Annotated in this window: 21 protein-coding genes and 1 riboswitch; of the genes, 4 read left to right on the top strand and 17 right to left on the bottom strand. The window is 64.1% G+C overall.

Translation table 11 applies throughout. The features are described 5' to 3' along the window. Positions 1–9: 9 nt before the first annotated feature. On the bottom strand, positions 10–1986 hold the full coding sequence (locus C8D04_RS17870) for a serine/threonine-protein kinase (RefSeq protein WP_116002913.1): 1977 nt from the start codon (positions 1984–1986) through the stop codon (positions 10–12). Between the two features lie 229 nt (positions 1987–2215). Between C8D04_RS17870 and rlmJ the strand changes: the two genes are divergently transcribed. After that, positions 2216–3109 carry a 23S rRNA (adenine(2030)-N(6))-methyltransferase RlmJ gene (gene rlmJ, locus C8D04_RS17865; RefSeq protein WP_116002912.1) on the top strand — a complete coding sequence of 298 codons (894 nt, stop codon included), beginning with the start codon at positions 2216–2218 and terminating at the stop codon, positions 3107–3109. A gap of 31 nt (positions 3110–3140) precedes the next feature. On the opposite strand, the gene C8D04_RS17860 is transcribed toward rlmJ, so the two are convergent. The 5 genes from C8D04_RS17860 to C8D04_RS17840 form a co-directional block, all read right to left on the bottom strand. Then, positions 3141–3734, bottom strand: coding sequence for a hypothetical protein (locus C8D04_RS17860; protein ID WP_233521054.1), 594 nt, complete (start codon positions 3732–3734; stop codon positions 3141–3143). Positions 3735–3782: 48 nt separating this feature from the next. Next, positions 3783–4640 (bottom strand): methylenetetrahydrofolate reductase [NAD(P)H], encoded by an 858-nt coding sequence (gene metF / locus C8D04_RS17855; RefSeq protein WP_116002908.1) that lies wholly within the window; start codon positions 4638–4640, stop codon positions 3783–3785. Continuing rightward, on the bottom strand, positions 4637–5632 hold the full coding sequence (locus C8D04_RS17850; protein WP_116002906.1) for a TlyA family RNA methyltransferase: 996 nt from the start codon (positions 5630–5632) through the stop codon (positions 4637–4639). Before C8D04_RS17850 ends, metF begins: the two co-directional genes overlap by 4 nt. Positions 5633–5702: 70 nt before the next feature. Further along, the gene (ahcY, locus tag C8D04_RS17845; protein ID WP_116002904.1) at positions 5703–7139 is read right to left on the bottom strand and encodes an adenosylhomocysteinase; all 1437 of its coding nucleotides are present in this window, start codon (positions 7137–7139) and stop codon (positions 5703–5705) included. 65 nt (positions 7140–7204) lie between these two features. Beyond that, positions 7205–7286, bottom strand: a riboswitch (S-adenosyl-L-homocysteine riboswitch). A 38-nt stretch (positions 7287–7324) separates the two neighbouring features. Then, positions 7325–8560, bottom strand: a complete 1236-nt coding sequence (locus tag C8D04_RS17840) for an MFS transporter (protein ID WP_116002902.1) — start codon at positions 8558–8560, stop codon at positions 7325–7327. A 178-nt stretch (positions 8561–8738) separates the two neighbouring features. On the opposite strand from C8D04_RS17840, the gene C8D04_RS17835 reads away from it, so the two are divergent. Then, a complete protein-coding gene (locus C8D04_RS17835) occupies positions 8739–10367 on the top strand; it encodes a peptide chain release factor 3 (RefSeq protein WP_116005901.1) in 1629 nt (542 codons plus the stop codon). Further along, positions 10357–11205, top strand: a complete 849-nt coding sequence (locus C8D04_RS17830; RefSeq protein WP_243405768.1) for an HAD-IIB family hydrolase — start codon at positions 10357–10359, stop codon at positions 11203–11205. The genes C8D04_RS17835 and C8D04_RS17830 overlap by 11 nt, the downstream gene beginning before the upstream one ends. Before the next feature lie 20 nt (positions 11206–11225). Here the strand turns inward: C8D04_RS17830 and C8D04_RS17825 are convergent, their stop codons facing one another. Then, positions 11226–12434: a GGDEF domain-containing protein gene (locus C8D04_RS17825; RefSeq protein WP_116002900.1), complete on the bottom strand. Its 1209-nt coding sequence runs from the start codon at positions 12432–12434 to the stop codon at positions 11226–11228. 44 nt (positions 12435–12478) lie between these two features. After that, positions 12479–12910, bottom strand: coding sequence for an Lrp/AsnC family transcriptional regulator (locus tag C8D04_RS17820; RefSeq protein WP_116005899.1), 432 nt, complete (start codon positions 12908–12910; stop codon positions 12479–12481). 135 nt (positions 12911–13045) lie between these two features. Between C8D04_RS17820 and C8D04_RS17815 the strand changes: the two genes are divergently transcribed. Next, positions 13046–14035, top strand: a complete 990-nt coding sequence (locus C8D04_RS17815) for an arginine deiminase-related protein (RefSeq protein ID WP_116002898.1) — start codon at positions 13046–13048, stop codon at positions 14033–14035. A gap of 340 nt (positions 14036–14375) precedes the next feature. Here C8D04_RS17815 and C8D04_RS17810 read toward each other — a convergent pair whose 3' ends face one another. The 9 genes from C8D04_RS17810 to C8D04_RS17770 form a co-directional block, all read right to left on the bottom strand. Continuing rightward, complete coding sequence (locus tag C8D04_RS17810; RefSeq protein WP_233521053.1) at positions 14376–15011, bottom strand: hypothetical protein; 636 nt, start codon at positions 15009–15011, stop codon at positions 14376–14378. Continuing rightward, positions 15008–15646: an SCO family protein gene (locus C8D04_RS17805; RefSeq protein WP_116002896.1), complete on the bottom strand. Its 639-nt coding sequence runs from the start codon at positions 15644–15646 to the stop codon at positions 15008–15010. The genes C8D04_RS17810 and C8D04_RS17805 overlap by 4 nt, the downstream gene beginning before the upstream one ends. Before the next feature lie 7 nt (positions 15647–15653). Then, a complete protein-coding gene (locus tag C8D04_RS17800; protein ID WP_116002894.1) occupies positions 15654–16265 on the bottom strand; it encodes a cytochrome c in 612 nt (203 codons plus the stop codon). Positions 16266–16281: 16 nt separating this feature from the next. Then, entirely contained in the window at positions 16282–16920 is a 639-nt protein-coding gene (locus C8D04_RS17795) for a cbb3-type cytochrome c oxidase subunit II (RefSeq protein ID WP_116002893.1), read from the bottom strand. Further along, the gene (locus tag C8D04_RS17790) at positions 16910–18565 is read right to left on the bottom strand and encodes a cbb3-type cytochrome c oxidase subunit I (protein WP_116002891.1); all 1656 of its coding nucleotides are present in this window, start codon (positions 18563–18565) and stop codon (positions 16910–16912) included. Before C8D04_RS17790 ends, C8D04_RS17795 begins: the two co-directional genes overlap by 11 nt. Positions 18566–18835: 270 nt before the next feature. Further along, positions 18836–19177 (bottom strand): hypothetical protein, encoded by a 342-nt coding sequence (locus C8D04_RS17785; protein ID WP_116002889.1) that lies wholly within the window; start codon positions 19175–19177, stop codon positions 18836–18838. Between the two features lie 162 nt (positions 19178–19339). Beyond that, positions 19340–19843 (bottom strand): hypothetical protein, encoded by a 504-nt coding sequence (locus tag C8D04_RS17780; protein WP_116002887.1) that lies wholly within the window; start codon positions 19841–19843, stop codon positions 19340–19342. 156 nt (positions 19844–19999) lie between these two features. Beyond that, entirely contained in the window at positions 20000–23245 is a 3246-nt protein-coding gene (locus C8D04_RS17775; protein ID WP_116002885.1) for a type I restriction endonuclease subunit R, read from the bottom strand. 100 nt (positions 23246–23345) lie between these two features. Then, positions 23346–24428, bottom strand: coding sequence for a Fic family protein (locus tag C8D04_RS17770; protein WP_116002883.1), 1083 nt, complete (start codon positions 24426–24428; stop codon positions 23346–23348). Between the last annotated feature and the right edge of the window lie 175 nt (positions 24429–24603).

The raw sequence follows: 24603 nt of genomic DNA, 5'->3' as shown, positions 1-24603 counted from the left end.
GCAGGCGGCTCAATTGGCAAAGTTACTACGCTCCAGAGGCTCCATGGCCTTACGGAACTCAACACAGGCCGCGCGGCCTGCATTGCCCGGCTTGCGACACTCTTCACGCAGACACATGCTGCGGGTGAACACATTGGTGTTCTCGCACAGGGGTGCTGGCGGACGCGGTGCAGGCTTAGGTGCTGGCGGCTCCGGGGGTGGGGCGGGCGCAGGCTCGGGGGCTGGTGCAGGGCTGGACACCGGCGCGGGCTGCTCTTTGGCGACTTTGGTTGTTCGGGCCGCTCGCGGCGGCGACTTGGAGACCGCGCGTGGATCGTCCGTGGCCACAAAGGCGGGGGACGGTTCCACAATGACCGCAGGCTCGCTGGCGGCCGCTTGTGCGGCTGTGGGATCAGAAGTCGGCTCAGCGACGCTCTGCTGCACCGCCAGGGGTGGCGATGCTTCTACCGGAGGTTTTAACTCGGTAATGATCGCTTCCACAGATGCCGGGGCACGGCTGCGCCAGCCATAGGCTGCAGCCGCCGCCACGACGACAAAGACGCCGGCAATGACCAGCCACGTCATGCCCAAGGGACGTGCTGCGGTTTTTTCGCGCGTGCGACCTGCCTCCTTGGCCGCCCGTGCGGCCGCCTTTTGCGAGGGGCTATGGGCATGCACTTTCTCGAGGCCTGGCTTTTGCCGTCCCGCCACACCGGCCGCGTGGATACCGTGCGCCGGATCCGGATCCAGAAAACGGCTGTCGGCAATGTCTTCCATGGCCACCGTATCACCCGCATCCAGGAACACTGTATCGGCTGCGTCAGGGAGAAGGATGGCGTCCTGCACCGGGCTGCGCACCTTGGCGGTATCCACCGGTACCGACAGTGGTGCAGCCACCGCTGCGGCAGGAGCCAGGGGCCCAGGAGAGGATGATTGCCGGAGTTTTTCTTTCATCTCCGAGGTCACATCCACCGTAGGCACCACATGGCCCGGGCCTGGCTGGTCGGTGGGTTCGACCCAGATGTCACCCAGATCGGAGCGAAAATCAAAATGCTCCACCCCTTCAGGTGGGGTCGTCATCTCCATGATCTGCAGGAAGGCATCGATGCTCTGCGGACGGTCCCGAGGATTGAGTGCCAGAGACTGGGAGATGGCTGCCACGAAGGCGGGCGAATATTCTTGCCCGAACTGGCGAAAAACTGTTTTGGCTACACGGGAGAACGGCACCATACGGTCCCGGATCGAACGCAGGGTGGAAGGCAGTGGCGTATCGTTGCACAGGCAACCGTGCACTACGGCGGCCAGTGAGTACAGATCACTCCAGGGCCCCTGGGCCAGATCGGCATCGCCATCAGCGTATTGCTCGATGGGCGCGTAGTTCACCTTCAGAACGGCGGTGTGTTTGTGGTCCCGGTCATTGATCGCATGGCGCGCAGCCCCCAGATCAAGCAGCACCGGGGGCCCGATATCCTGCAGAAAAAGGTTGTCAGGCGACACATCGCGGTGCAAAGTTTGCCCATCATGCAGTTCACGCAGCGCCCCCAGCACGCACCACAGCACCTTGCGCAGCCAGGCCTCGGGCGGCGGGGTGCGCATTTGCGCGCGCGCCTGCTTGAAGGTCATGCCGGTGTACAAAGGCATGACCATGTAAGCGGTGTTGTTGGCTTCCCAGAAGCGGAACACCTTGACCAGCGATGGATGATCGAACTGTGCCAGCAGGCGCGCCTCGCCCACAAAAGACTTCAAGCCGGCCATAAATGCCGACTGGTCGGCGGGCGAGCGCGCGAGCAGTGAGCCATCGTCCGTACGAGCGACCAGCGCCGCAGGCATGAACTCCTTGATAGCCACGGCCCGGTGCAGAGAGTGGTCGAACGCCCGGTACACCATGCCGAATCCTCCCACGCCCAGCAGCGCGAGGATCTCGAACTCGCCAAGGCGCGTGCCCACCGGCAGTGCATCAACATGGAGCGCCCCTGGAGCGGGCGCAGAAGTGGAGCGAACATTCATGGCAGAAGGACAAGGGATGGATGGGCAACCCAGAAGATGATTAAGGCGCAATCATCGCCTCACAGAAACCCGCCCGACGCAACAAAACGCATCTTGGCTGCAAAAAAACGTCAGTGACAGCGAAATAGTGCCGATTGTGCCCACCCTTGAGCCTCACACACACAGGGTCATCCCACCCTCAAGATTCGGAGCAAACAGCAAACACCAGCCGCATGGTTACCATTGGAGCATGTTCAGTTACCGCCACGCCTTCCATGCAGGCAACCACGCCGATGTGCTCAAGCACACAGTGCTGATTGCCGCCCTGCAATACCTGACCGAGAAGGATGCCGCCTTGACCGTGCTGGACACCCATGCCGGCGCAGGCCTGTACCGACTGGACGGTGACTACGCACGCACCAGTGGCGAGGCCAGAGAGGGCATCCTGCGCCTCACCGCCGCCGACACTCCGGGCGAAGCCTTGGCGCCGATGCTGCAAAACTATGTGGACCTGGTGCGCGCATTCAACCAGGGCAGCAGCACCAAAGTCTATCCGGGCTCACCCTTCATCATCCAGCGCCTGCTGCGCGCGCACGACAAGCTCAAGCTGTTTGAACTGCATCCCACCGACTTGCGTGCTCTGGCAGGCAATGTGGCCCAGCTTGACGCGGGGCGCCAGGTGGCCGTGCTGCACGAGGATGGTTTCGAGGGGGTCAAGAAATTTTTACCTCCACCGGCCCGCCGCGCTTTGCTGTTGTGCGATCCCAGCTATGAAATAAAGAGCGACTACAGCAAGGTGCTGGACATGGTGCAAGACGGACTCAAGCGCTTTGCCACAGGCACCTATGCGGTCTGGTACCCCATCATTCCGCGCCCCGAAGCCCACGACCTGCCCCGCAGACTCAAGACCATGGCGCAGAAGGCAGGCAAGAGCTGGCTGCACGCCACGCTCACGGTGAAATCCAGCAAAATCACCGAGAACGCTCAGGGCGAAACGCAGCGCCCGGGCTTACCCGCCAGCGGCATGTTCCTCATCAACCCGCCCCACACCCTGAAAGCGGGCCTGCAACAGGCGCTACCGCAGTTGGTGGAACGGCTGGGGCAGGATCGCAACGCGACCCACACGCTCGAATCAGGCAGCTGATCCGCCCCACAGGCCAGGGCGGGCCTGTCGATCAGCGCTTGCAACGAGCGAGGAAGGCGTCCTCGAAACGGCTGAGCTCATTGCGCTCCCCCGCAGAGAGGTCCGTGCGCGCGCGTTTGGTCGCAATGATGCGACGCGATTCGGCACACTGTTCCGCGAAACGCTGCTCCTGCTCACGCTGGCTCTGGCCGACCAATTGGGCCGATTTTTCTTCCTCGCGGCGCTGCTTTTTCACCTCTCGCCGTTCATCCGACAGCTGTGAATAAGCCTCCTGCTCCTGCTCACGGCAGTCGCGCTTGTATTCGCGCCGCATGCCTTCCACCACATCAGGTTTGATGCCACGCGAATAAGCGGAACGGATGCCGCTGTCCAGCGAACGGCAGCGCGCACTCATGTACTGGTAGTGTTCCGGCTCTTCGGTGGGCACCCGCACCGCGGTGGAGTAGCTATTGCTGCTGCGACCATAGGACGACGGCGCCGACCCGGACACCGCAGCCGTCGTGCGTGCGTTCGGCGGACAGGGGCGGGACAGAACGAAAGTATTTCCGCTGTCATCCCGGCAGTGGTAGCGCGTTTGAGCGGTGACATCAGACGCTGCCAGGCCACCACCAGCGGCCAGCAGCAAAGCAATTACAGATCTCATCGGAGCACGGCAAAAATCAAAACCGGCATGTTACCGGAGCAGACCAAGGCGGCGGCTGATTTCCAGGGTGGCCGCGCTCTGGTTCATGGTGTAAAAATGCAGCGCCGGTGCGCCTTCAGCGCGCAGGCGCTCACACAGGGCCGTGACCACGTCCAGCCCGAACGCACGGATCGAGGCCACATCGTCGCCAAAACCCTGCAGACGCAGACGCACCCAACGGGGGATCTCGGCACCGCAGGCATCCGAAAACCGCATGAGTTGCGTGGAGCTGGTGATCGGCATGATGCCGGGCACCACGGGCACATCGGCGCCCAGGCGCCGCGCCTCGTCCACAAAGCGCAGGTAGGCATCGCCGCTGTAAAAATACTGGGTAATGGCGGCATCGGCACCCGCCTGCACCTTGGCGGCATAGGCCTTGAGGTCGGCCTCGGGCGAGCGGGCCTGCGGATGTATCTCGGGGTAGGCGGCCACTTCGATGTGGAAGTCGCGCCCCGTTTCAGCCCGGATGAAGGCCACCAGGTCGCTGGCGTAGTGAAACTCTCCACCCATGCCATAGCCGCTGGGCAAATCACCGCGCAGCGCCACCAGGCGCCGCACACCCATGGCTTTGAGTGTTGCCAGCTGTTCCCGCACCGAGGCGCGCGTGGCACCAATGCAAGAGAAATGCGAAGCTGCGTCGACGCCCTCCTGCAAAATGGCCTGCACCGTGTCAAAAGTGCCCTGCTGGGTGGAGCCACCCGCGCCGTAGGTGACGGAGCAGAACTGGGGCTGCAGCGCATAAAGCTGCTGGCGCACGGTGCGCAGCTTGTCGGCGCCTTCGGGTGTCTTGGGGGGGAAAAACTCCACGCTCACCGGCAGGCCGGGGCGTGCTGCATTGGTGGCGGTCATGCGGCCTTCCTTGCAAAAACAAAAAATTCGCGGTTACCATCGCCGCCCGCAATCGGGCTGTCGAACCAGTCCTGTACGGCAAGACCCACATCGGCACAGCAGGCGCGCAGGCGCTGCTCCACCACCGTATACAGCGCGGCATCCCGCACGATCCCCCCCTTGCCCACTTGGCCCGGCTGCAGTTCAAACTGTGGTTTGACCAGCATCAGCACATGGCCGCCCGGGGCCAGCAGCGGCACCAGCGCAGGCAGTACCAGCGTGAGCGAGATAAAGGACAGGTCACCCGTAATCAGTTCAAACAACGGCGTAATGCCGTGGCCTGCCAAGGCAGCTTGGCGGCGGGAAGCCTCTGCCGCCACAGGGCTTTCCTGCGGGGCTTGGCCACGGGCCAGCGCGAGCTCGACTTCTTCGTCACGCACATCATCGCTGTCGTCGTAGTCCGACACCTCGCCATCGCCCGACATCCAGCGATAGGGGTTATCGGGCGGTGTGTCGTCTTCTTTTTCCGCTGGCGCCACCGTATCGGACCATTCGGCCTCCCATGCCTCTTGCAGTGAGGCCGGTGTCAGCGCCCGCGCATTAAGCCCTTCGAGGCACACCACGCGCGGGTCCTGGCGCAGTTGCGCATGCAACTGGCCATGGCCCACATCGACGCCCACCACCCGGTGTGCACCGCGCTCCAGCAGGCAATGCGTAAACCCCCCGGTGGACTGGCCCACATCCAGGCACTGAAAATCCTGCACCGCCAGCCCGACGTGCCGCAGTGCGGCTTCGAGCTTGAGCCCGCCACGCGAGACAAACCGCGCCTCGGCCTCGGCCTCCTGCAGCAGGCACACCTCGGCTCCGGCCGGAATCTCGTCGCCATTTTTGACCACGCGGTTCCAGGGTGCGGACGCAGCCAGGCGCCACTGCACCCCGCTGGCGATCAGGCGCTGGGCCTGCGAGCGGGTACTGGCCAGCCCGCTCTCCACCAAAAAGACATCAGCACGCATAATATTTTAAGAAAAATTCGACTCAACCGCTTGCGCAGCAAGCGGTTGCAGCTATTACATCAATAGCAAATCAATAGCGGTAAGTATCGGGCTTGTAGGGGCCTTGCTTGGGCACGCCGATATAAGCAGCCTGCTCGTCGCTCAACTCGCTCAGCATGGCACCCACCTTCTTGAGGTGCAGGCGTGCCACCTTTTCATCCAGATGCTTGGGCAACACGTAGACCTTGCCGCTTTCGTAGAAATCGCTGTGCGTGAACAGCTCGATCTGCGCGATGGTCTGGTTGGCAAAGCTCGACGACATCACGAAACTCGGGTGGCCCGTGCCGCAGCCCAGGTTCACCAGACGGCCCTTGGCCAGCAGGATGATGCGTTTGCCATCGGGGAAGATGACGTGATCGACCTGGGGCTTGACCTCTTCCCATTCGCATTTTTCTTCGAGCTTTGCAACCTGGATTTCGTTGTCGAAGTGGCCAATGTTGCAGACGATGGCCTGGTCCTTCATGGCGGTCATGTGCTCGAAGGTGATCACGTCACGGTTGCCGGTAGTGGTCACAAAAATGTCGGCCTTGTCGGCCGCGTATTCCATGGTCACGACCTTGTAACCTTCCATCGCGGCCTGCAGCGCGTTGATGGGGTCAATCTCGGTCACCCAGACCTGGGCCGACAGCGCACGCAGCGCCTGGGCGCTGCCCTTGCCCACGTCGCCGTAGCCCGCAACGCAGGCCACTTTACCCGCAATCATCACATCGGTGGCGCGCTTGATGCCGTCCACCAGCGACTCGCGGCAGCCGTACAGGTTGTCGAACTTGCTCTTGGTGACCGAATCGTTCACGTTGATGGCGCGGAACATCAGGCTGCCCTTGGCGGACATTTCCTTGAGGCGGTGCACGCCGGTGGTGGTTTCTTCGGTGACGCCGATGATCTCCGCACTCTTGCGGCTGTACCAGGTGGGGTCCACGGCCAGCTTGGCCTTGATGGAGGCAAACAGGCAGGTTTCTTCTTCGCTGGTAGGGTTGGCAATAAGGGATGCGTCTTTTTCAGCACGCTTGCCCAGGTGCATGAGCAGCGTGGCGTCGCCGCCGTCGTCCAGAATCAGGTTCGGGCCTTCGCCGGGCGTGCCTGCAACGCCGAAGTCAAAAATACGGTGCGTGTAGTCCCAGTAGTCGGCCAGCGACTCGCCTTTGATGGCGAACACCGGTGTGCCGCCCGCAGCAATGGCGGCGGCGGCATGGTCTTGCGTCGAGAAAATGTTGCACGAAGCCCAGCGCACCTGCGCGCCCAGCGCCTGCAGCGTCTCGATGAGCACGGCGGTCTGGATGGTCATGTGCAGGCTGCCGGTGATGCGCGCGCCCTTGAGCGACTGCTTGGCAGCGAATTCTTCGCGGATGGCCATCAGGCCGGGCATCTCGGTTTCGGCGATGCGGATTTCTTTACGGCCCCAGGCGGCCAGGCCAATGTCGGTAATGGCGCAGTCGGTGAGGACGGGGGCGTTGACGCGTGCGTTCATGGTTTGCTCCAAAGCATGTTTGAAAAACCACTCGCCGGGGGAAGGTACAGGCTCACCACACGGAAAGTGGATGAGCGTCGTTGCGGGATGACTCCGAGCCTCACGTCCCGCATACACAATGGGGCCGCTGCAACGCTCCTCGGAGGAAGGGGCGATTATATCGGCACCGCAGGCGGCGCGCTGCCTCACCCCTTGGCGGCATCGGCCCTGCTGCGCAGGCGCAGCGCGAGCCACAGCGCGCCCGCCAGCAAGACCAGCGAAAAGACCACCAGCGCCGGCCACTGGCCATGCTCCCAGAACCAGCCCCCGGCCGACCCCAGCAGGCTCGACCCCAGGTAGTACGCCAGCAGGTACAGCGACGAGGCATGCCCCTTGGACTGCAGCGCCAGCCGCCCTACCCAACCGCTGGCCACGGCGTGCGCCACAAAGAACCCGAAAGTCAGCACCGCAATGCCCGCGATCACCCCCGCCAGGGGCGCCACCAGGGTCAGCAACACGCCCGCCGACATCAGCACCACACCGCCGACAAGCACCGGCGCACGGCCCAGACGGTCTGCCAGCGCGCCCGCGGTGGGCGAGGCCACCATGCCGAACAGGTAGACACTGAAGATCAGCCCGATCTGCGTCTGGCTCAGGCCATAGGGCGGCAGGGCAAGCCGGAAACCGGCGTAGTTGAACAGCGAGACAAACACCCCCATCAGCGCAAAGCCCGAGGCAAACAGCAGCGGCAGGCCCGGCGTTTGCAGATGGGCGCGCCAGGCGCCCAGGTGGTACCGCAAACCCAGGGCCCTGCGCACCGCCGGGGCGCCCGGCCTGTCGGCGCGCGGCAGCAGCAGCACAAAACCGACCGCAGCCACCAGGCCCAGCACCCCCATGGTGGCCAGGGCCACGCGCCAACCAAAGTGGTCTGCCAGCGCGCTCATGCCAATGCGCCCCGCCATGCCGCCAAAGGCCGTGCCACCGATATACAAGCCCATGGAAAACCCCAGCCCGCGCGGGTGGATGTGGTTTGACAGGTACGCCATCGCGACGGCAGGCACGCCGCCCAGCAACAGACCTTCCAGCGCCCGCGCCGCCAGCAGCGCGCCCCAGGAGGGCGCCAAGGCGGCCAGAATGTTGAACAGGGCCGCCAACGCCATCGATACGAACATCAGGCGGCGCTGGTCGCGCCCCTCGGACAGCGCCCCCGCGGCAAAGATCGCCACCGCCAGGCAGCCCGTGGCCACCGAAAGCGCCAGCGAACTGCTCGCCGCGCCCAGGCCGAAATGCGCGGCCAGCTCTGGCAACACCGGCTGCACGCAGTACAGCAGTGAGAAAGTGGCAAAACCTGCCAGAAAAAGCGCCAGGCTGATGCGCCGGTAAGCCGGCGTGCCCGCCTGCACCCAGGTCGATGCAGGAGAGGCAACAGAGTCGGAATGCATAACCGCCACTGTGACATGTTTGGGGCACAAACACAGCAAAGGCCTGCCTGGCCTGCGGCGGCGGAAGGCCCGATGGTCCCCCTTTCCGGCCCCACCCGTAAAATCCCGCCTTTCACCACCCCACCGCCCCCACAGGGCGCGGGGGTGCCAACGCTTTCCCCTGTTGCTGGATTACCCCTTGTCCTACGCCTCTGAGACCCGGCGCCGCCGCACCTTTGCCATCATTTCCCACCCCGACGCTGGTAAAACCACGCTGACGGAAAAGCTGCTGCTGTTCTCGGGCGCCATTCAAATTGCTGGCGCCGTCAAGGGCCGCAAGGCCAGCCGCCACGCCACGTCCGACTGGATGGAGATCGAGAAGCAGCGCGGCATTTCGGTCGCGTCCAGCGTGATGCAGATGGCCTACCGCGACCACGTGGTCAACCTGCTCGACACCCCCGGCCACAAGGACTTCTCGGAAGACACCTACCGCGTGCTCACTGCCGTCGACTCGGCGCTGATGGTGATCGACGCGGCCAACGGCGTGGAAGCGCAAACCCGCCGCCTGATCGAGGTCTGCCGCCAGCGCGACACGCCCATCATCACCTTCGTCAACAAGATGGACCGCGAAGTGCGCGACCCGCTGGACATCCTCGACGAGGTGGAGCGCGAGCTGGGCATGCCCTGCTGCCCCATCACCTGGCCGGTGGGCCAGGGCAAAAGCTTTGGCGGCATCATCAACCTGCGCACGCAGACCATGACCGTGTTCACTCCCGGCAGCGACCGCGGGCCGAAAGACTTTGAAGTGGTGCCGCTGGCCGAGGCCGAGCGGCTGCGCAAACGCTTTGGCAAATCGTTTGACGACGCACTGGAGAGCATGGAACTGGCCGTGGGCGCCTCGGCCGCCTGGAACCATGCAGATTTCCTGGCCGGCAAGCTCACGCCCGTGTTTTTCGGCTCCGGTGTGAACAACTTCGGTGTGATGGAGGTGCTCGACGCCGTGGTCGACATGTCGCCCCCGCCCGGTCCGCGCATCAGCACGCTGCAGGTCAACAAGCAGCCGGTGGTCAAAACCATCCAGCCCGAGGACGAGGGCTTTTCCGGCGTGGTGTTCAAGGTGCAGGCCAACATGGATGCCAACCACCGCGACCGCATCGCCTTCGTGCGCGTGGCCTCGGGCAAATACACGCCGGGCATGAAGCTCAAGGTGCAGCGCACCGGCAAAGAGCTGCGGCCCACCAGCGTGGTCACCTTCATGAGCCAGCGGCGCGAGGCGGTCGAGGAGGCCTACGCCGGCGACATCATTGGCTTTACCACGCACGGCGGCGTGCAGCTGGGCGACACCATCACCGACGGTGCCAACCTGCAATTTACCGGCCTGCCCTTCTTCGCGCCCGAACTGTTCATGACCGTGGTGCTCAAGAACCCGCTGCGCACCAAGCAGCTGCAGCAAGGCCTGGCCCAGCTGGGCGAAGAAGGTGCGATCCAGGTCTTCAAACCCGACACCGGGGGCAACATGCTGCTGGGCGCCGTGGGCCAGTTGCAGTTCGAGGTGGTGCAGCACCGTCTGAAAGCCGAATACGACGCTGATATCCGCCTGGAAGGCTGCCAGTACACGGGCGCGCGCTGGATCACCGCCGACACCCCCGCCGAGTTGCGCGAGTTTGAAAACGCCTACCCGCTGCGCATGGCGCACGACGCGGCCGAGACGCTGGCGTATTTGTGCACATCGCCCTACGACGTGCGGCTGGCGCAAGAGCGCTTCCCCAAGATCCACTTTCACCCGCTGCGCGAGCATGCGGGCCTGGCCCTGGGCCATGCCAGCTGACATGGCGCCTTTGGCAACCTGGTCCGCGCCCCGCGGCGCGGGCCTGGTGGGCGTGTTGACCGACATCGATGACACCCTCACCACCGAAGGCGCCATCACACCCGATGCACTGCAAGCCCTGGGTGCGCTGAAGGCGGCGGGCCTGCATGTCGTCCCCATCACCGGGCGCCCGGTCGGCTGGAGTGCGCCCTTTGCCGCCACCTGGCCGGTCGATGCCATCGTGGCGGAAAACGGTGCGGCGGCCCTGCTGAATACGACAGAAAATTTACATCAAAATGGCTTGCAGCGCTTATCTGACAAGCGCGAACAGCTATCAAAAATATACCAACAGGATGCCGCCACCCGCGCCGCCAACTTCCGCGCCATGCAGCAGGTGCTGGCGCAGATCGAGGCCGAGGTGCCGGGTGCACGCCAGGCCACCGATTCCCCGGGGCGCGAGACCGACATCGCCATCGACCACAGCGAGTTCAGCCACCTGCCGCAAGAGGCCATCGACCATGCGGTGCGCATCATGCGTGCGGCAGGCATGACGGCCACGGTCAGCAGCATCCACATCAACGGTTGGTTTGGCGCGCACAACAAGTGGGAAGGTGCGCGCTGGATCGTGCAGCAACTCTTCGGGCGCACGCTGGAGAGTGAAATCGACCGTTGGGTCTATGTGGGCGACTCGACCAACGACCAGATCATGTTCCAGCACTTTACGCACAGCGTAGGCGTAGCGAACATTGCACGCTTTGTACCCCAGCTTGTTCATCTGCCGCGCCATGTGACAGCGGGCGAACGCGGCGCCGGGTTTGCCGAGCTGGCGCGCCACCTGCTCGCCGCACGCGCAGGCTGACCCGAAACGATTGCACCGCTTCAACCCGGCGCGGGCGCCAGCACCACGCGGTTGCGCCCCGCCTGTTTGCCGGCATACAGGGCGACATCGGCCCGGGCCATGAGCGCATCCAGCGACTCACTGTCCTGCAGCTGCGCCACACCCGCCGTGGCGCTAATGCGCAGGCTCTGGGTACCGATTTCAATATCCATACCGGCCAGGGTGTTGATAAAACGCTCCATGACAACGCCCGCCTGCTGCACAGAAGCGCCGGGCAACAGCACCGCGAACTCCTCGCCCCCCACCCGCGCCACCATGTCCACGCCGCGAAAACTGCGGGTGCACAGTTGGCCCACACCGCGCAGCACGGCGTCCCCAGCGGCGTGGCCGTAACGGTCGTTCACCTGCTTGAAATGGTCCAGGTCAAACATGACCAGCGAAAGCGCTTCACCGGTGCGCTGCGCACGTGCCGCCTCGATCGGAAAGCGCTCCGCCAAGGCGCGCCGATTGGGCAGCCCGGTCAGCAAGTCGGTGGCGGCCTGGCGTTCGAGTTCGACCTGCAGGGCCACACGGCGCGCTACTTCGCCCTGCAGTTCGCGGTTGGCATCCTGCAGTTGCTGGCGCAGCCAGAACTCCTGTCTTTCGGTTTTTTGCTGGCGCAGCGCAGCCACATAGCCCATGACCGCAGGCATCGTGACCAGCAAAACGGTGGCCGCCTTGGTGGCTGCATCTGCCGGGCTGGTCCACCAGTAACTCACGGTGGTCCCGACAGCCCCAAACAACGCGACGGGTATGGTCAGCTTCACCCGTGAAGGGATGAAAAGAAACATGGTGAGCTGCACCACCATGATGACGCCGGTATTGATCGCACGCACGTCCGGCCGCACGGCGTAAAACAGAAAAAAGAAGGGATAGGCCAGCAGGCCCAGCCACATCAGGATATGGTTGTGAAGAGCCAGTGTCGGCACACGCCCCAGCGCGTGCATATATCCCAGCAGCAGCACAGCCATACCCGCTCGATAGCCCATCAGAACCCAGAACCACGGCACGGGACCCATCGCGAGATAGTCGGGCACGGCAAACAGCAAAAGCAGGATCGCCCAGACCAACAGGCTGGTGCGCTGTTGCGACACCACCTGCTGCAACGTGCTCTCGCGAAAGGATTGCTCTAGCGCGGCGTCAACAAACTCACCCCGTAGCGGCCAGATACGGTCAGGAGGCATTGCGGGCGACGGGGGCGTGGTCGGCATGGTGGCTCTATCCTAGATGAACGACAGGCGCCGTACTGCCAACATCAAGCCTTGTAGGTGGAGAGCAGGATGCTGGTCTCCGTGTTGGCGATACCTGGCGTGAGACGGATGCGGCCCAGGGCGCTGTCGAACGCCTCCAGGCTCTGGGCGCGCACCTCGGCCACGATGTCCCATCGGCCGTTGGTGGTGTGCAGCGTGCCCACCATGGGCTCGCCGCGCAGCGCACGAATCACCTCGGGTGCGGCATTGCCTTCCACGGCGATGCTCATCCAGGCGCGAATGCGGTGCGGCTCCGAGTCGGGCCGCAGGCGCACGGTGTAGCCCACGATCACCCCGCCTTCCTCCATCTTGCGCAGGCGGTTTTGCACCGTGCCACGCGAGACGCGCAGTTTTTGCGCCAACGTGGCCACAGGCGTACGGGCATCGGCACGCAGAATGCTGAGGATTTCGCGATCGGTGTCGTCCAGTTTGGTCATAGTGTTTTTCATGGCTGACAATGCGCTAATTTTCAGCGCATTTTGGTCAGTTTGGGGGCTTTTTGTTAGCAATGGCCTTGCGCAAAATCAGTTTGCACCGCCCTTCTGCACTCCACTTCACCCCCGCCCGCAAAAATGCCCTCCATATCCCTCCAGTCCCCCGCCGCCGTGGTGATGGTGCGCCCGCAGCGCTTCCATCCCAACCCCGAAACTGCCGCCGACAACGCCTTCCAGGCGCGCACCAGCGGTCAGCCGCCCGACGCAACGGCCCGCAGCGCCCACGCCGAGGTCTGCGCAGCCGCCGCCCGGCTGGAGGCCGCCGGGGTGCACGTGCACCTGTTCGACGACGATGGCGCGCAGGACACGCCCGACAGCGTTTTTCCGAACAACTGGTTCTCCACCCACGCCGGGGGCCATGTGGCGCTCTACCCCATGTTTGCACCCAACCGTCGGCGCGAGCGGCGCAGCGACATCATCGAGATGCTCAAACGCGAGTACCGCGTGCAGGACGTCATCGACTATTCGGGTTTGGAACACGACGACATGTTTCTCGAAGGCACGGGCGCCATGGTGCTGGACCACATAGCCCGCATCGCCTACACGGCGCAGTCGAACCGCGCCAACCCGGTCGCGCTGGAACGCTTTTGCACGCATTTCAACTTTGAACCCATGGTCTTCGCCACCGCAGACGCGCAAGGCCAGCCCTGCTACCACACCAACGTGATGCTTTGCGTGGGCACCGACTTTGCGCTCGGGGGCTTTGGCCTGATTGCCGACCCACGGCGGCGCGAGGCCGTGCGCGCACGCCTGCGCGAAAGCGGGCGTGTGCTCATCGAACTGGACGCCCGGCAGATTGGCGAATTTGCCGGCAACGCGCTCGAACTCACCGGCCGGGACGGGCAGCGCCTGCTGGCTTTGTCCGAACGTGCTTGCGCCAGTCTGAGCACCGCACAAAAAGCCGTCATCGAACGCAGCGCCACGCTGCTGCCGCTGCGCGTGCCCACCATTGAACTGGCGGGCGGCTCGGTGCGCTGCATGCTGGCGGGTATTCACCTGGCACGGCGGCCTTCTGTGCCAGCGCAAGCCATGGCGGGGCGGGATCACGTGCTGGCATGCGCGGTGTAGCGCTGCTTTGGGACTTGTGTTTTGTGCTGCCGACGGAGGCCGGGATGTGCGCCCGGCGGCGCGTTAGGGCCGAGCGCAGCGATGGCCCGTGCGGGCTTCAACCCCCTTCTGGCTGCGCCGAGGAGCGCAGAGGATGGCGGATCAGGGCTCGCGATTGTTTGAGCGCCGCAGGCGCGAGTTCGAGCGAGACCCCGCCAGCACCGAGCACCGCTGCCTGCGACCCCGGCCTCCGCCTTCAGCACAAGCGGCGCGGCCCAAGGCGCAGAGCGCACAAAAACCCAACAAAAAACCCATCTAACGCCCGTGAAACAAGCGCAACAAGCTATAAATTAAATAGCAATCAACCCTTGTCAGACACCCACACCGCCGACGCCCCCTCACGCCGCGCCACCCACCAGGCCACCTGCGCCAGCCAGCCCACCGCCACCAGCGCTGCCGCGCCCACCAGCCACTGGCCCAGGCGGGCCTGGTCGTCCAGCAGGTAGGCGTTGCACAGGCGCAGAGGGCTGTCGATGTACAGCTGTCCGACCACCGCGGTCATGGGCAGCATGTTGCCCAGAAAAAATCCCTGGACCACCAGCCCCGCAGCGCGCCACGACAGCCGCAGCGCCGTGCCAGCCACTACCAGCGCCACACATTTGGCCGCCTCGATGGGCGCAGACACCAGCGCCAGGTCGAGCACACGCGGCACCATCAACACGGCCAGAACAGTGCCGGTGGCGACCAGCCCGCTGATGCCGTGCGCATTCCAGCGCGCCGCGCAGGTGCGTACAGCGGGGGGCAAGCCTGCTGCCAGCCAAGCACCCGCCAGCATCCACAACGGAAACTGCAGCGCCATGTGCCGCCACATGCTGGCCGTGAGCCACTGGCGCACCGCAGGCACAAGCAACAACGCCATCCATGCAAGCGCCACCAGCACCTGGCGCCGGGGTGTGCACCCGATGGCCACCGAAGCGCGCAGGTGGTACCGGTTCACAGCCGCCCCCCTTTTGCCAGGTGGCGCGCAGAGTCCAGCGCCAACTGCTGCTCGGCCAGGTCAAACACCCGCACCATGCGGCCCTGCGCGTCCAGCACCAGAAAGGCCGCGTTGTGCTCGTAGTCGCCGCGCCCATCGGGCACCACCACCACACCCAGGCGCTGCAGCAGCGCTTGCTGCTCTGCTGCGTCGGGCACGCGCACCCAGTGCCACAGCGCCGGGTCGGCCTGCAGTGAGCGCGCATAGGCCTGCAACACCGCAGGCGTGTCATGCGCGCCATCAAAGCTGATGGACAGCAGGCGCACCTTGGGTGTGGCCCCTGCGTTGCGGTCGGCCTGCAGGGCCGCCTGCAACTGCTGGAAGCTGCTGCCCAGCGACAAGCACACCGTCTGGCAGCGGGTGTAAACGAAGTCGACCAGGGTGACACCGCCGCCCTGCGCCAGCAGCGTGGGCAGGCTCTGCGCCGCGATGCCCGGGCCTTCCACCGTGACCGGCGGCACGGGCACGGGGTGCTGCGCCACCTCCAGGCGGCGCGCGCCTTCGGCCGTCCAGACCTGGAAGTCGTGCGTCAGCCAGGCAGCGCTGGCATAGCCTGCCAGCACCAGCAGGGCGCTGAGCAAGGCGGTGCGCAGCATGGCGTGCTCAGGCCGGTTTACCCGCCAGCGCCTTGAGCGCCGCGCCGCCCTCAAAGGGCGTGGTGCGGGCGCTGCCGGCCTGGCGTTCTTGTTCAAACAGCGTGGTCGGCAGGGCCTCGGCCTTGTTCGACCAGGCGCTGCGGATGTAGCTGGCCACGGCGGCCAGCTCGGCGTCGCCCAGTTGCTGGAACGCGGGCATGGCGCCGTTGTAGCTGGCACCCGCCACGCTGATCTCGCCAGTGACGCCGTGCAGCAGGATGTTGGCCAGGATGCGCGTGTCGCCCTGCACCCATTCCGACCCATCGAGCGGCGGGAACACGCCGGGCAGGCCCTTGCCGGTCGCCTGGTGGCACGCGGCGCACTGCGCAGCGAACACGGCTTTGCCATCCACTGCGGCACCCGCAGCGGCAGGCACCGGGCCTGACAAGTCGGCTACCGTGCGGCGGTCACCCAGGCTGGCGTTGCCGAAGGGATCGGAGATGAAGATGTAGACCACGCCAAACAGCACCATGGCCAGGGTGATGGCAGCCGCGGCCAGCGGCACGGGACGGATGCGCTCCTCGGGTTCGGCGTTTTCGCGCTCCTGGGCCCGGTGGTCGGTATCGGATTCTTGGGTCATGGGGGCCTCGCAGTGTTCAGGACGCGGGTGGTGCAGCGGTTGCAGAGGGTGCCGTCGCGGCCGGGGCCGCCTGCACGGCGGGCGGCAGCACCGGGTAGGTGTGGTTCAGGCCCTGCAGGTACTTCACCAGATCCAGCGCCTCGGGCCGTGCCACCACCACCTGCCCGGCAGGGGTCTGGCCGGGCGGAAGCTTGACCACCTCGTCGCCCGGCTCCGCTGCGGCCTTGGTCTCGAACAGATAGGGGTACGACGGCATGATCGATCCCGGCACGTAGGCCCGGGGCTGGTACAGGTGCCCCAGTTGCCAGTCTTTGCTGGGCTGGCGTGCGCCGATGTTGAACAGGTCAGGCCCGGTGCGCATGCTGCCCAGCAGGTGCGGCTTGTCGTAAAAATAGTCGCCCGGCACCGATGCCCGGCCCCAGCCGCGCTCGCCGTCGGGCCCCAGGTTGCGGTCGCGCGGTTGCTGTGTATGGCAGTACACGCAGCCATTGGCGATGTACACCTGCCGCCCGCGCAGCTCGGCGCTGCTGTAGGGCTTGAGGCCTTCGGGCGGCGTGATGTCGCGCACCTGCATATAGGGCATGACGACCAGTGCAGCCGTGGCGACAGCCAGCGCCACCATGGCACCGGCAGCGAGTTTGACTTCATTCTCCATGTGCGAACTCCATGCCCTTGGCAGGCGGCGTGAACAGGGCCGCACCGGTACGTGTGGGGCCAAAGCGCAGCGCCATGGCCAGGAAATGGCCGACAAAGACGAGGTGGCTGAGCACCATCAGCGAGCCCCCCACGCTGCGCCACTGCAGGTAAGGCACGGTGAGCGCCACCGACTCCATGAAGGGCCGCGAGGCATCGAGCATGGCCAGGCCCTGCAGCCAGCCACCGATGGACAGGCCCACGAAATAGATACTGATGCCGACCACCGCCAGCCAGAACTGCAGCGTGATCAGGCGCGGATACGGCCACTCCCAGTGCAGCACGCGCGGCAGCATGAAGTAGATGGCACCAAACAGCACCATAGTGACGAAGGCATAGGCCCCCAGGTGGGCGTGTGCCACGGTGAAATGCGTGAAATGCGCCACCTGGTTCACGCTGCGCAGCGCCTCCAGCGAGCCCTGCAGCGACGACAGCATGTACATGAAGCCGCCAAACATCATGAAGCGCAGCGTGGGCGAATAGCGCGCCAGGTGCATGCGCCCCCACATGGTGCCGGCCATGTTGATGGTGAAGGCCGCCACGGGAATGATCATCATCATGCTCTGCACAATGGACAAGGTGGTCAGCCAACCCGGAATGGGCCCGCCGATCAGGTGGTGGCCGCCCACCTGGCCGTAAAAGAAAGCCAGCGTCCAAAACCCGAGGATGGACAGGTTGTACGAGCGCACCGGCCGTCCGATGATTTTGGGCAAGAAGTAGTAAATGGCCCCCACACTCACCGGCGTAAACCACAGGCCCAGCACGTTGTGGCCGTACCACCAGTTGGTGGTGGCCTGCTGCACGCCGGTGTGCACGCCGGGCAGCTTGGCAACGATGAACAGCAGCGCAATCCAGAGCAGCGCCGCGACGTGGTACCAGACCGTGACATAGAGCGACTCGACCTTGCGGTTGACCAGGGTGTAGAGCACCGGGCCAATGATGCAGACGAACCCGGCGACGATGAAGAGCCCGATCTGCCATGGGATCTCCAGGTATTCCATGCCGTCCGTCCAGCCCGAGCCGATGGCGCCAATGGCGCTGGCAATGCCGGTATTGATGAGCGCACCGCCCAGCATCACCCACATGGCGCCCACCAGATGCGTGCGCAGCAGGCGCGGCAGCAGCCAGATGATGACGGCCAGCGCGGCATTGGTGATCCAGCCATACAGCACGGCAGTGAGGTGCACCGTGCGGATGCGCCCAAAGGTTTGCCACGCCTCGCCCACCATCCAGTCGGGCATGTGCAGCTTGAGCGACGCGGTGAGCCCCGCCAGGGAGCCGAGCACCAGCCAGAAGCAGGCAAACGCAATGAACATGAACACCGGGAACGCGGTGGAGTGGTCGGCCTCGATGCGGTGGCGCAGCTCGTCCGGGTCGGCAACGTGGTCGCTCTCGCCCGGGGCAGCGGCAGCGCCCTGCAGGCGCTCTTGCGCCCCACCCTGCAGCGCCGGATCGTCGACCTTGCCCAACTCACCCGGCGCAAAGATGACCGATGCCGCCCGGGGATTCTCGACCAGCAAGCCCTTGCGCATCGACCAGATGAAGACAAACAGCCCCATGATCGAGAGCAGAAAAGCCCCCAGCAAACTCAGTATCGCGCTGTCCATGGGTGGGTTTCCTTTCCGCTGGCGTGCGCCGGTTTTTGTTGATGTACTTCAAACCTCCATAACGACGCATGTGCTAAGAGGCTGTGCGCCGGATTCTAAGATTCATTAGAAATGGATATTCAATACCGCCATCAAACCCCTGCCCGCACCAGTGTTACCCACCGGGCAACGACTTGAGGCACCATTCAAAATTTATGTAAAAAGCAGGTATTACGCAATACCATCAAGCGCTGACAGCTATTATTAATATAGCAATCGAGAAGTATTGCGCTATTCGGGCAACTGCGCCCGCAGTTGCGCATCGCAGCCCACGCCTGCGGCAATCGACCGCCGGGCCAGCGCGGCCAGGGCACGCACTGCCCAGGGATGGGTCAGCCCGGTCACGCCGCCGGGGTCTGACAGCATGCCGCACAGGTAGCGCTGCTGCGCATCGCTCCAGCGCAGGGCCACGCAGGCCCCGCGCCTGCGCCGCGAGACCAGCATGCCCAGCGGGCACGGCTCGGTCAGGCAGCACAGGCCGCAGCCGTTGCACGGCGCGCCTTCGGGCGGTTTGGGTGGGGCGCCGGGGTGCAGCCAGACCACGGTGTGTTCAGCGGAAAGGGGCGGGGGCATGGGTGTCAGCGGTCAGCAAGAGCCACACGCCATTGTGACGGTGCGCAGGCCGCGCACCACAAAAACAGCCCCGCTGCCGGGGCAGCGGGGCCCAGTCCGGCCAGGGAAAAGGCCAGAACGGAGGAGATGATCCCGACAACGGGAGAGAGCGCAGGACCGCGATCAGCAGCCCAGAGGGCGGTTCGGCCGCATGGGCACGATGCCGGTCACGCGCAGCGTGGCAGCCGAGCCATCGGTGGCGGTCAGCGTCTTGCCGCTGAAGCGCACCTGGTCGCTCTCGCGCAGCACAGACGAGTCGGTGGCTTCGGTGCTGGCGTACTCCTTGCCATCAAAGGTCAGAAAGGCCTGGTAGATGCCGTCGACTGCACCGGAGCGATAACGGATGTCACCAAACGCCGTGGCCGGAGAGCCCACCTTGTTGGCCCCGTCAAAACGGAAGGTGCACAACTCGGGCACCGAGCCAATCGGGTTGACCTGGTCCACGGCGGTGAGGTTCAACGCACCATTGCCATAAATACCGTTGAGGCCGGAGAGCGTGGCGTTGGTCACGGTCAGCACGCCGGGTTCGTTGCTGGGGGTAGGGTCGTCGTCATTGCCACCGCCGCAGGCGACGAGCAGAACGGAGGCTGCGGCGAGGGCCGCACAGGTCTTGAGCATGGATTTCATGGTGATAGGTGTCCGTAGAGTGTTGGAAGGGCCGGAGGCCCCGGCGCCGAAGCGCTGAACCCCTGTCCACCATGCTAAGAACACCCCCGGGCGCCGCGTGTGCGGCATCGCCCGCTCTGCGCGTAGGACTGGGGGCCGACAGCGGCGTGCCTTGTGTCAAGCGGCCCAGCTCTCACCCAGCACCGCGGCCTGCTGCAACACCAACTCCACGGCCGCGTCCTGCAAATCTGGCGGGTATTTGTATTTGCGCAAGATACGCTTGACCATCAGGCGCAGGCTGGCACGCACGCTCTCGCGCTGGCTCCAGTCGACGGTGATGTTCTTGCGCAGGTTGTCGGTCAGTTCATGGGCGATCTTTTTCAGGGTTTCGTCGGTCAGCTCTTTCACGGCCGACTCGTTGTTGGCCAGGGCGTCGTAAAAGCGCACCTCGTCTTCAGACAGGCCCAGCGCCTCGCCCCGGCCCGCCGCCTGGCGAAACTTTTTGGCCATGTCCACCAGCTCTTCCATCACCTGCGCCGTTTCGATGCTGCGGTTCTGGTAACGCGCGATCACACTGGTCAGCAAGTCTGAGAACTTGCGCTGCTGCACCACGTTGGTGGCAAATTTGGCCTTGATTTCACCTTCTAGCAGGCGCTCCAGCAGCTCCACGGCCAGGTTGCGCTCGGGCAGGTTTTTCACCTGGGCCAGAAATTCATCGTCGAGCAGGCCGATGTTGGGCTTATCCAGCCCCACGGCGTCAAAAATATCCACCACGCGCTCGCTCACCACCGCCTGGCTGATGATCTGGCGGATGGCTGCGTCGCGCTGCGCATCGGTCCGTTTCTGCGCCGTCACATCGCGCTTGGTCAAAATCACTTTCACCGCCTGGAAGAATGCCACCTCTTCGCGCAGCGCCTTGGCTTCGTCCAGCGTGCAGCACAGGCTGAATGCCTGGCCCATGGCCACCGCCGCGTCGGCAAAGCGGCGCTTTCCGTCTTGCTGGCTGTCTTTGTTGGCTGACCGAATCCCCAGCACATGGTTGGCCGCCCCGGCCAGGGCCTTGTGTCCGCCCGTCAAAAAACCTGACCAGTCGTAGCCGTGCAGCAGGCTGCGCAGCACGTCCATTTTTTCGAACAACAAGGAGAGCGCCTCGTGTGCGTCCACCGTGGGTTTGCCTCGGCCCTGGCTCGCGGTGTATTCCTTCATCGCGGCTTTGAGCTCGTTGCCGATGCCGATGTAGTCCACCACCAGGCCGCCCTGCTTGTCCTTGAACACACGGTTCACGCGGGCAATGGCCTGCATCAGGTTGTGGCCCTTCATGGGCTTGTCCACGTACATGGTGTGCACGCAGGGCGCGTCAAACCCCGTGAGCCACATGTCGCGCACGATGACCATGCGCAGCGGGTCAGCCGGGTCCTTGAAGCGCTTTTCCAACCGCTTTTTGACCTGGGCGCTGTAGATGTGCGCTCGCAATAAAGCCTTGTCGCTGGCGCTGCCGGTCATCACCACCTTGATGGCGCCCTGCTCCGGGTCTGCGCTGTGCCAGTCGGGGCGCAGGCGCACGATTTCATCGTACAGGTGCACGCAGATGTCGCGGCTCATCGCTACCACCATGGCTTTGCCGTCCTGGGCTTTGCTCCGCTCTTCAAAATGCGCCACCAGGTCGGCCGCCACGCTGGCAATGCGCGGCGTGGCGCCCACCACTTTTTCCAATGCGGCCCAGCGGCTTTTGAGCTGGGCCTGAGTGCTTTCCTCTTCGTCCTCGGCCAGCTCGTCCACTTCTGCGTCGAGCAGGGCCAGGTCGTCGTCTTTGAGTCGCAGCTTGGCGAGACGGCTTTCGTAATAGATGGCCACCGTGGCGCCGTCTTCCTTGGCCTGCTGCATGTCGTAGACATGGATGTAGTCGCCAAACACGGCGCGCGTGTCGCGGTCCTGGCTGCTGACCGGCGTGCCGGTGAACGCGACGAAGGTGGCGTTGGGCAGCGCATCGCGCAGGTGCTGGGCGTAACCGGCTTGGTAGTGCGTGGTGTATTCGGGCGAAGCAAACTCGGCATGCACGGCGCTGCTGCCAGCATCGCTGGTCACTATGCTTTTAGTAGCTGCTTGCGCTTGTGCATCAAGCGCTAGAGGCACATTTGGCTTGAAATTTTGCTTGCGCGTCTTGAGCTTGGCCTCAAACCCGTACTGCGTGCGGTGCGCTTCATCGGCAATCACCACGATGTTGTGGCGCTCGGAGAGCACCGGGAACACATCCTCGTCCTCGCCCGGCATGAACTTCTGGATGGTCGCGAACACAATGCCGCCCGACGGCCGATTGGCCAGCAGCTGGCGCAAGGCCGGGCGCGTGCTGGCCTGCACCGGCTGCTCGCGCAGCAGGTCGGCGCCCAAGCTGAACACGCCAAACAGCTGGCCGTCGAGGTCGTTGCGGTCGGTGATGACAACGATGGTGGGGTTCTCCATCGCCGGCTCCTGCATCACGCGGGCGGCAAAGCAGGTCATGGTGATGCTTTTGCCGCTGCCCTGCGTGTGCCACACCACGCCGCCTTTGCCGCGCTGGCTGGTAGCAAGCCCCTCGCGCGACGCAGCCACCACATGCCCAATAGCGGCGCGCACCGCATGGAACTGGTGGTAGCCGGCAATCTTCTTTATGAGCTGGCCGTCGTCCTCGAACAGTACAAAAAAGCGCAGGTAGTCCAATAAGTATTGCGGCGCCAGCACGCCGCGCACCAGCGTTTCCAGCTCGTTGAACTGGCCCAGCGGGTCGAGCTGCACGCCGTCAATCGTGCGCCACTGCATGAAGCGCTCAGCGTTGGCCGAGAGCGAGCCCAGGCGCGCCTCGCTGCCATCGGCAATCACCAGCACCTCGTTGAACTGAAACAGGTCGGGGATTTGCTCTTTGTAGGTCTGAATCTGGTCGTAAGCCTTCCAGATGCTGGCCTCCTGGTCGGCCGGGTTTTTCAACTCCAGCAGCACCAGCGGCAGGCCGTTGACGAACAACACAATGTCGGGCCGGCGCGTGTGGTGCGGGCCTTTGAGGGTGAACTGGTTCACCGCCCAGAACTCGTTGCGCGATGCATCCGCCCAATCAACCAGCCGCGCAAAGTCGCCCCGCGTTTCACCGCCCTGCTGGTACTGCACCGGCACGCCGCCCACCAGCAGCCTGTGAAACGCCCGGTTGGCCGCCAGCTGCGCAGGCAAGCCCAGGTTTTGCACCTGCTGCACCGCGTCTTCACGCGCGGCGGCAGGCATGCCGGGGTTGAGCCGCGCCATGGCTTCGCGCAGGCGGCCCAGCAGCAGCACCTCGCGGTAATTCGCCCGCTGTGGGTTCGGGCCATCGGGGGCGATGTCGAAGCCGCTGCGCACCGCGTAGCCCAGGTCTTGTAACCAGGCCAGGGTTTCTTGTTCGAGTTGGTCTTCGGTCATGGCGCCCCTCCCTCGTGTCGACGCCATCGACATGAGGCCCTTGATATGTTTATTTTTACGCAAAAAATCGACACATTTTCTGTACGTGTCGATTTCATGGTCATTTCACCAACTCGGCAAACAGCGCGTCGTTGATGTAATACATCTCCCGCCCTTGCTTGCTGGCGCGCAGCACGCCCAGCCCAGCCAAGGTTTGCAGGTAGCTCGAAGCGGTTTGGCGTTTGGCGATGTTGGCGTTCACCAAAAATTGAATTTTGGTGTACGGGTGCTGAAAAATCGCCTCCACCAAGTCTTTGCTGTAGATGCCCGGCGCTTGCTGCTGCACTTGCTCACGCACCTGCTCCATCAGTACCCGAATGCGCGTCACTTGGTCAAAAGTTTCCTGCGCCGTGCTTTCCACGGCACGCAGCATGTACAGAACCCAGCTTTCCCAATCCTGCTGCTCCGTCACCCCGCGCAAACCTTGGTAATAGCCTGACTTGTTGGCCAGTATGTAGCGCGACAAGAACAGCACCGGGATATCCAGCAAGCCCTGCTCCACCAGATACAGCAAATTCACAATGCGCCCGGTGCGGCCGTTGCCGTCTTCAAACGGGTGAATCGCCTCAAACTGGTAGTGCAGCACCGCCATTTTGACCAGCGGGTCCAAATCATCCTGTGCATGAATGAACTGCTCCAGGTTGGCCAGCTTTTCCCGTATGACGGCCTCGCCCACCGGCGGCGTGTACACCACTTCTTTCGCGGCATTTCTGAGGGCAACGCCCGGCACTTTGCGCACTCCAAAGTCCACTTGTTTGATGGTGCGAACAATGTCGATGAACAAATTGGTCGCCAGCGGCCGGTGTTTCAACTGGCTAAAGCCAAAGTTCAGCGCCTGGCGGTAGCGCAGCACTTCCTTGGTGTGCGGGTCGGTCTTGCCATCGGCATCCGCATCGGCGTCGGCCCGGTACAGCTCATCGTTGGTGGTCACGATGTTCTCAATCTCGGACGACAGCCGCGCCTCTTGCAGCACGATGCTGTTGATCAGCACACCCTGATTGGGAATCTGCGCCGCCAGCCCGCGCAAATTGGCCAGCGCCCGGTTGGCGGCGATGGCTTGTTTGAGCACGGCTTTGCTCTCCAACTCCACCGTCGGCGGCAGCAGGGGCAAGTCGTTGTAGGGCTGGCTGCGGTCAAAAGGCATACAAGGGTGCCTGGCGGCGGTGGAACATGCTTAAAAAATCGCGATTTCTATGCATGTTAGTCGCCATGTGCTTAGAAAACCCAATTTTTTAAACCTATGGACTGGGATGGGCGTTGGCGTCTGCAGTCGGAAAATACAAGGGAAATTGGCATCTAGCGCTTATGCAGCAAGCGCT

The sequence above is a fragment of the Simplicispira sp. 125 genome (genome assembly GCF_003096555.1).
Classification (GTDB): Bacteria; Pseudomonadota; Gammaproteobacteria; order Burkholderiales; family Burkholderiaceae_C; genus Simplicispira.
Note: the sequence above shows the minus strand (reverse complement) of the source record. Positions and strands in the feature narration are given on the sequence as shown.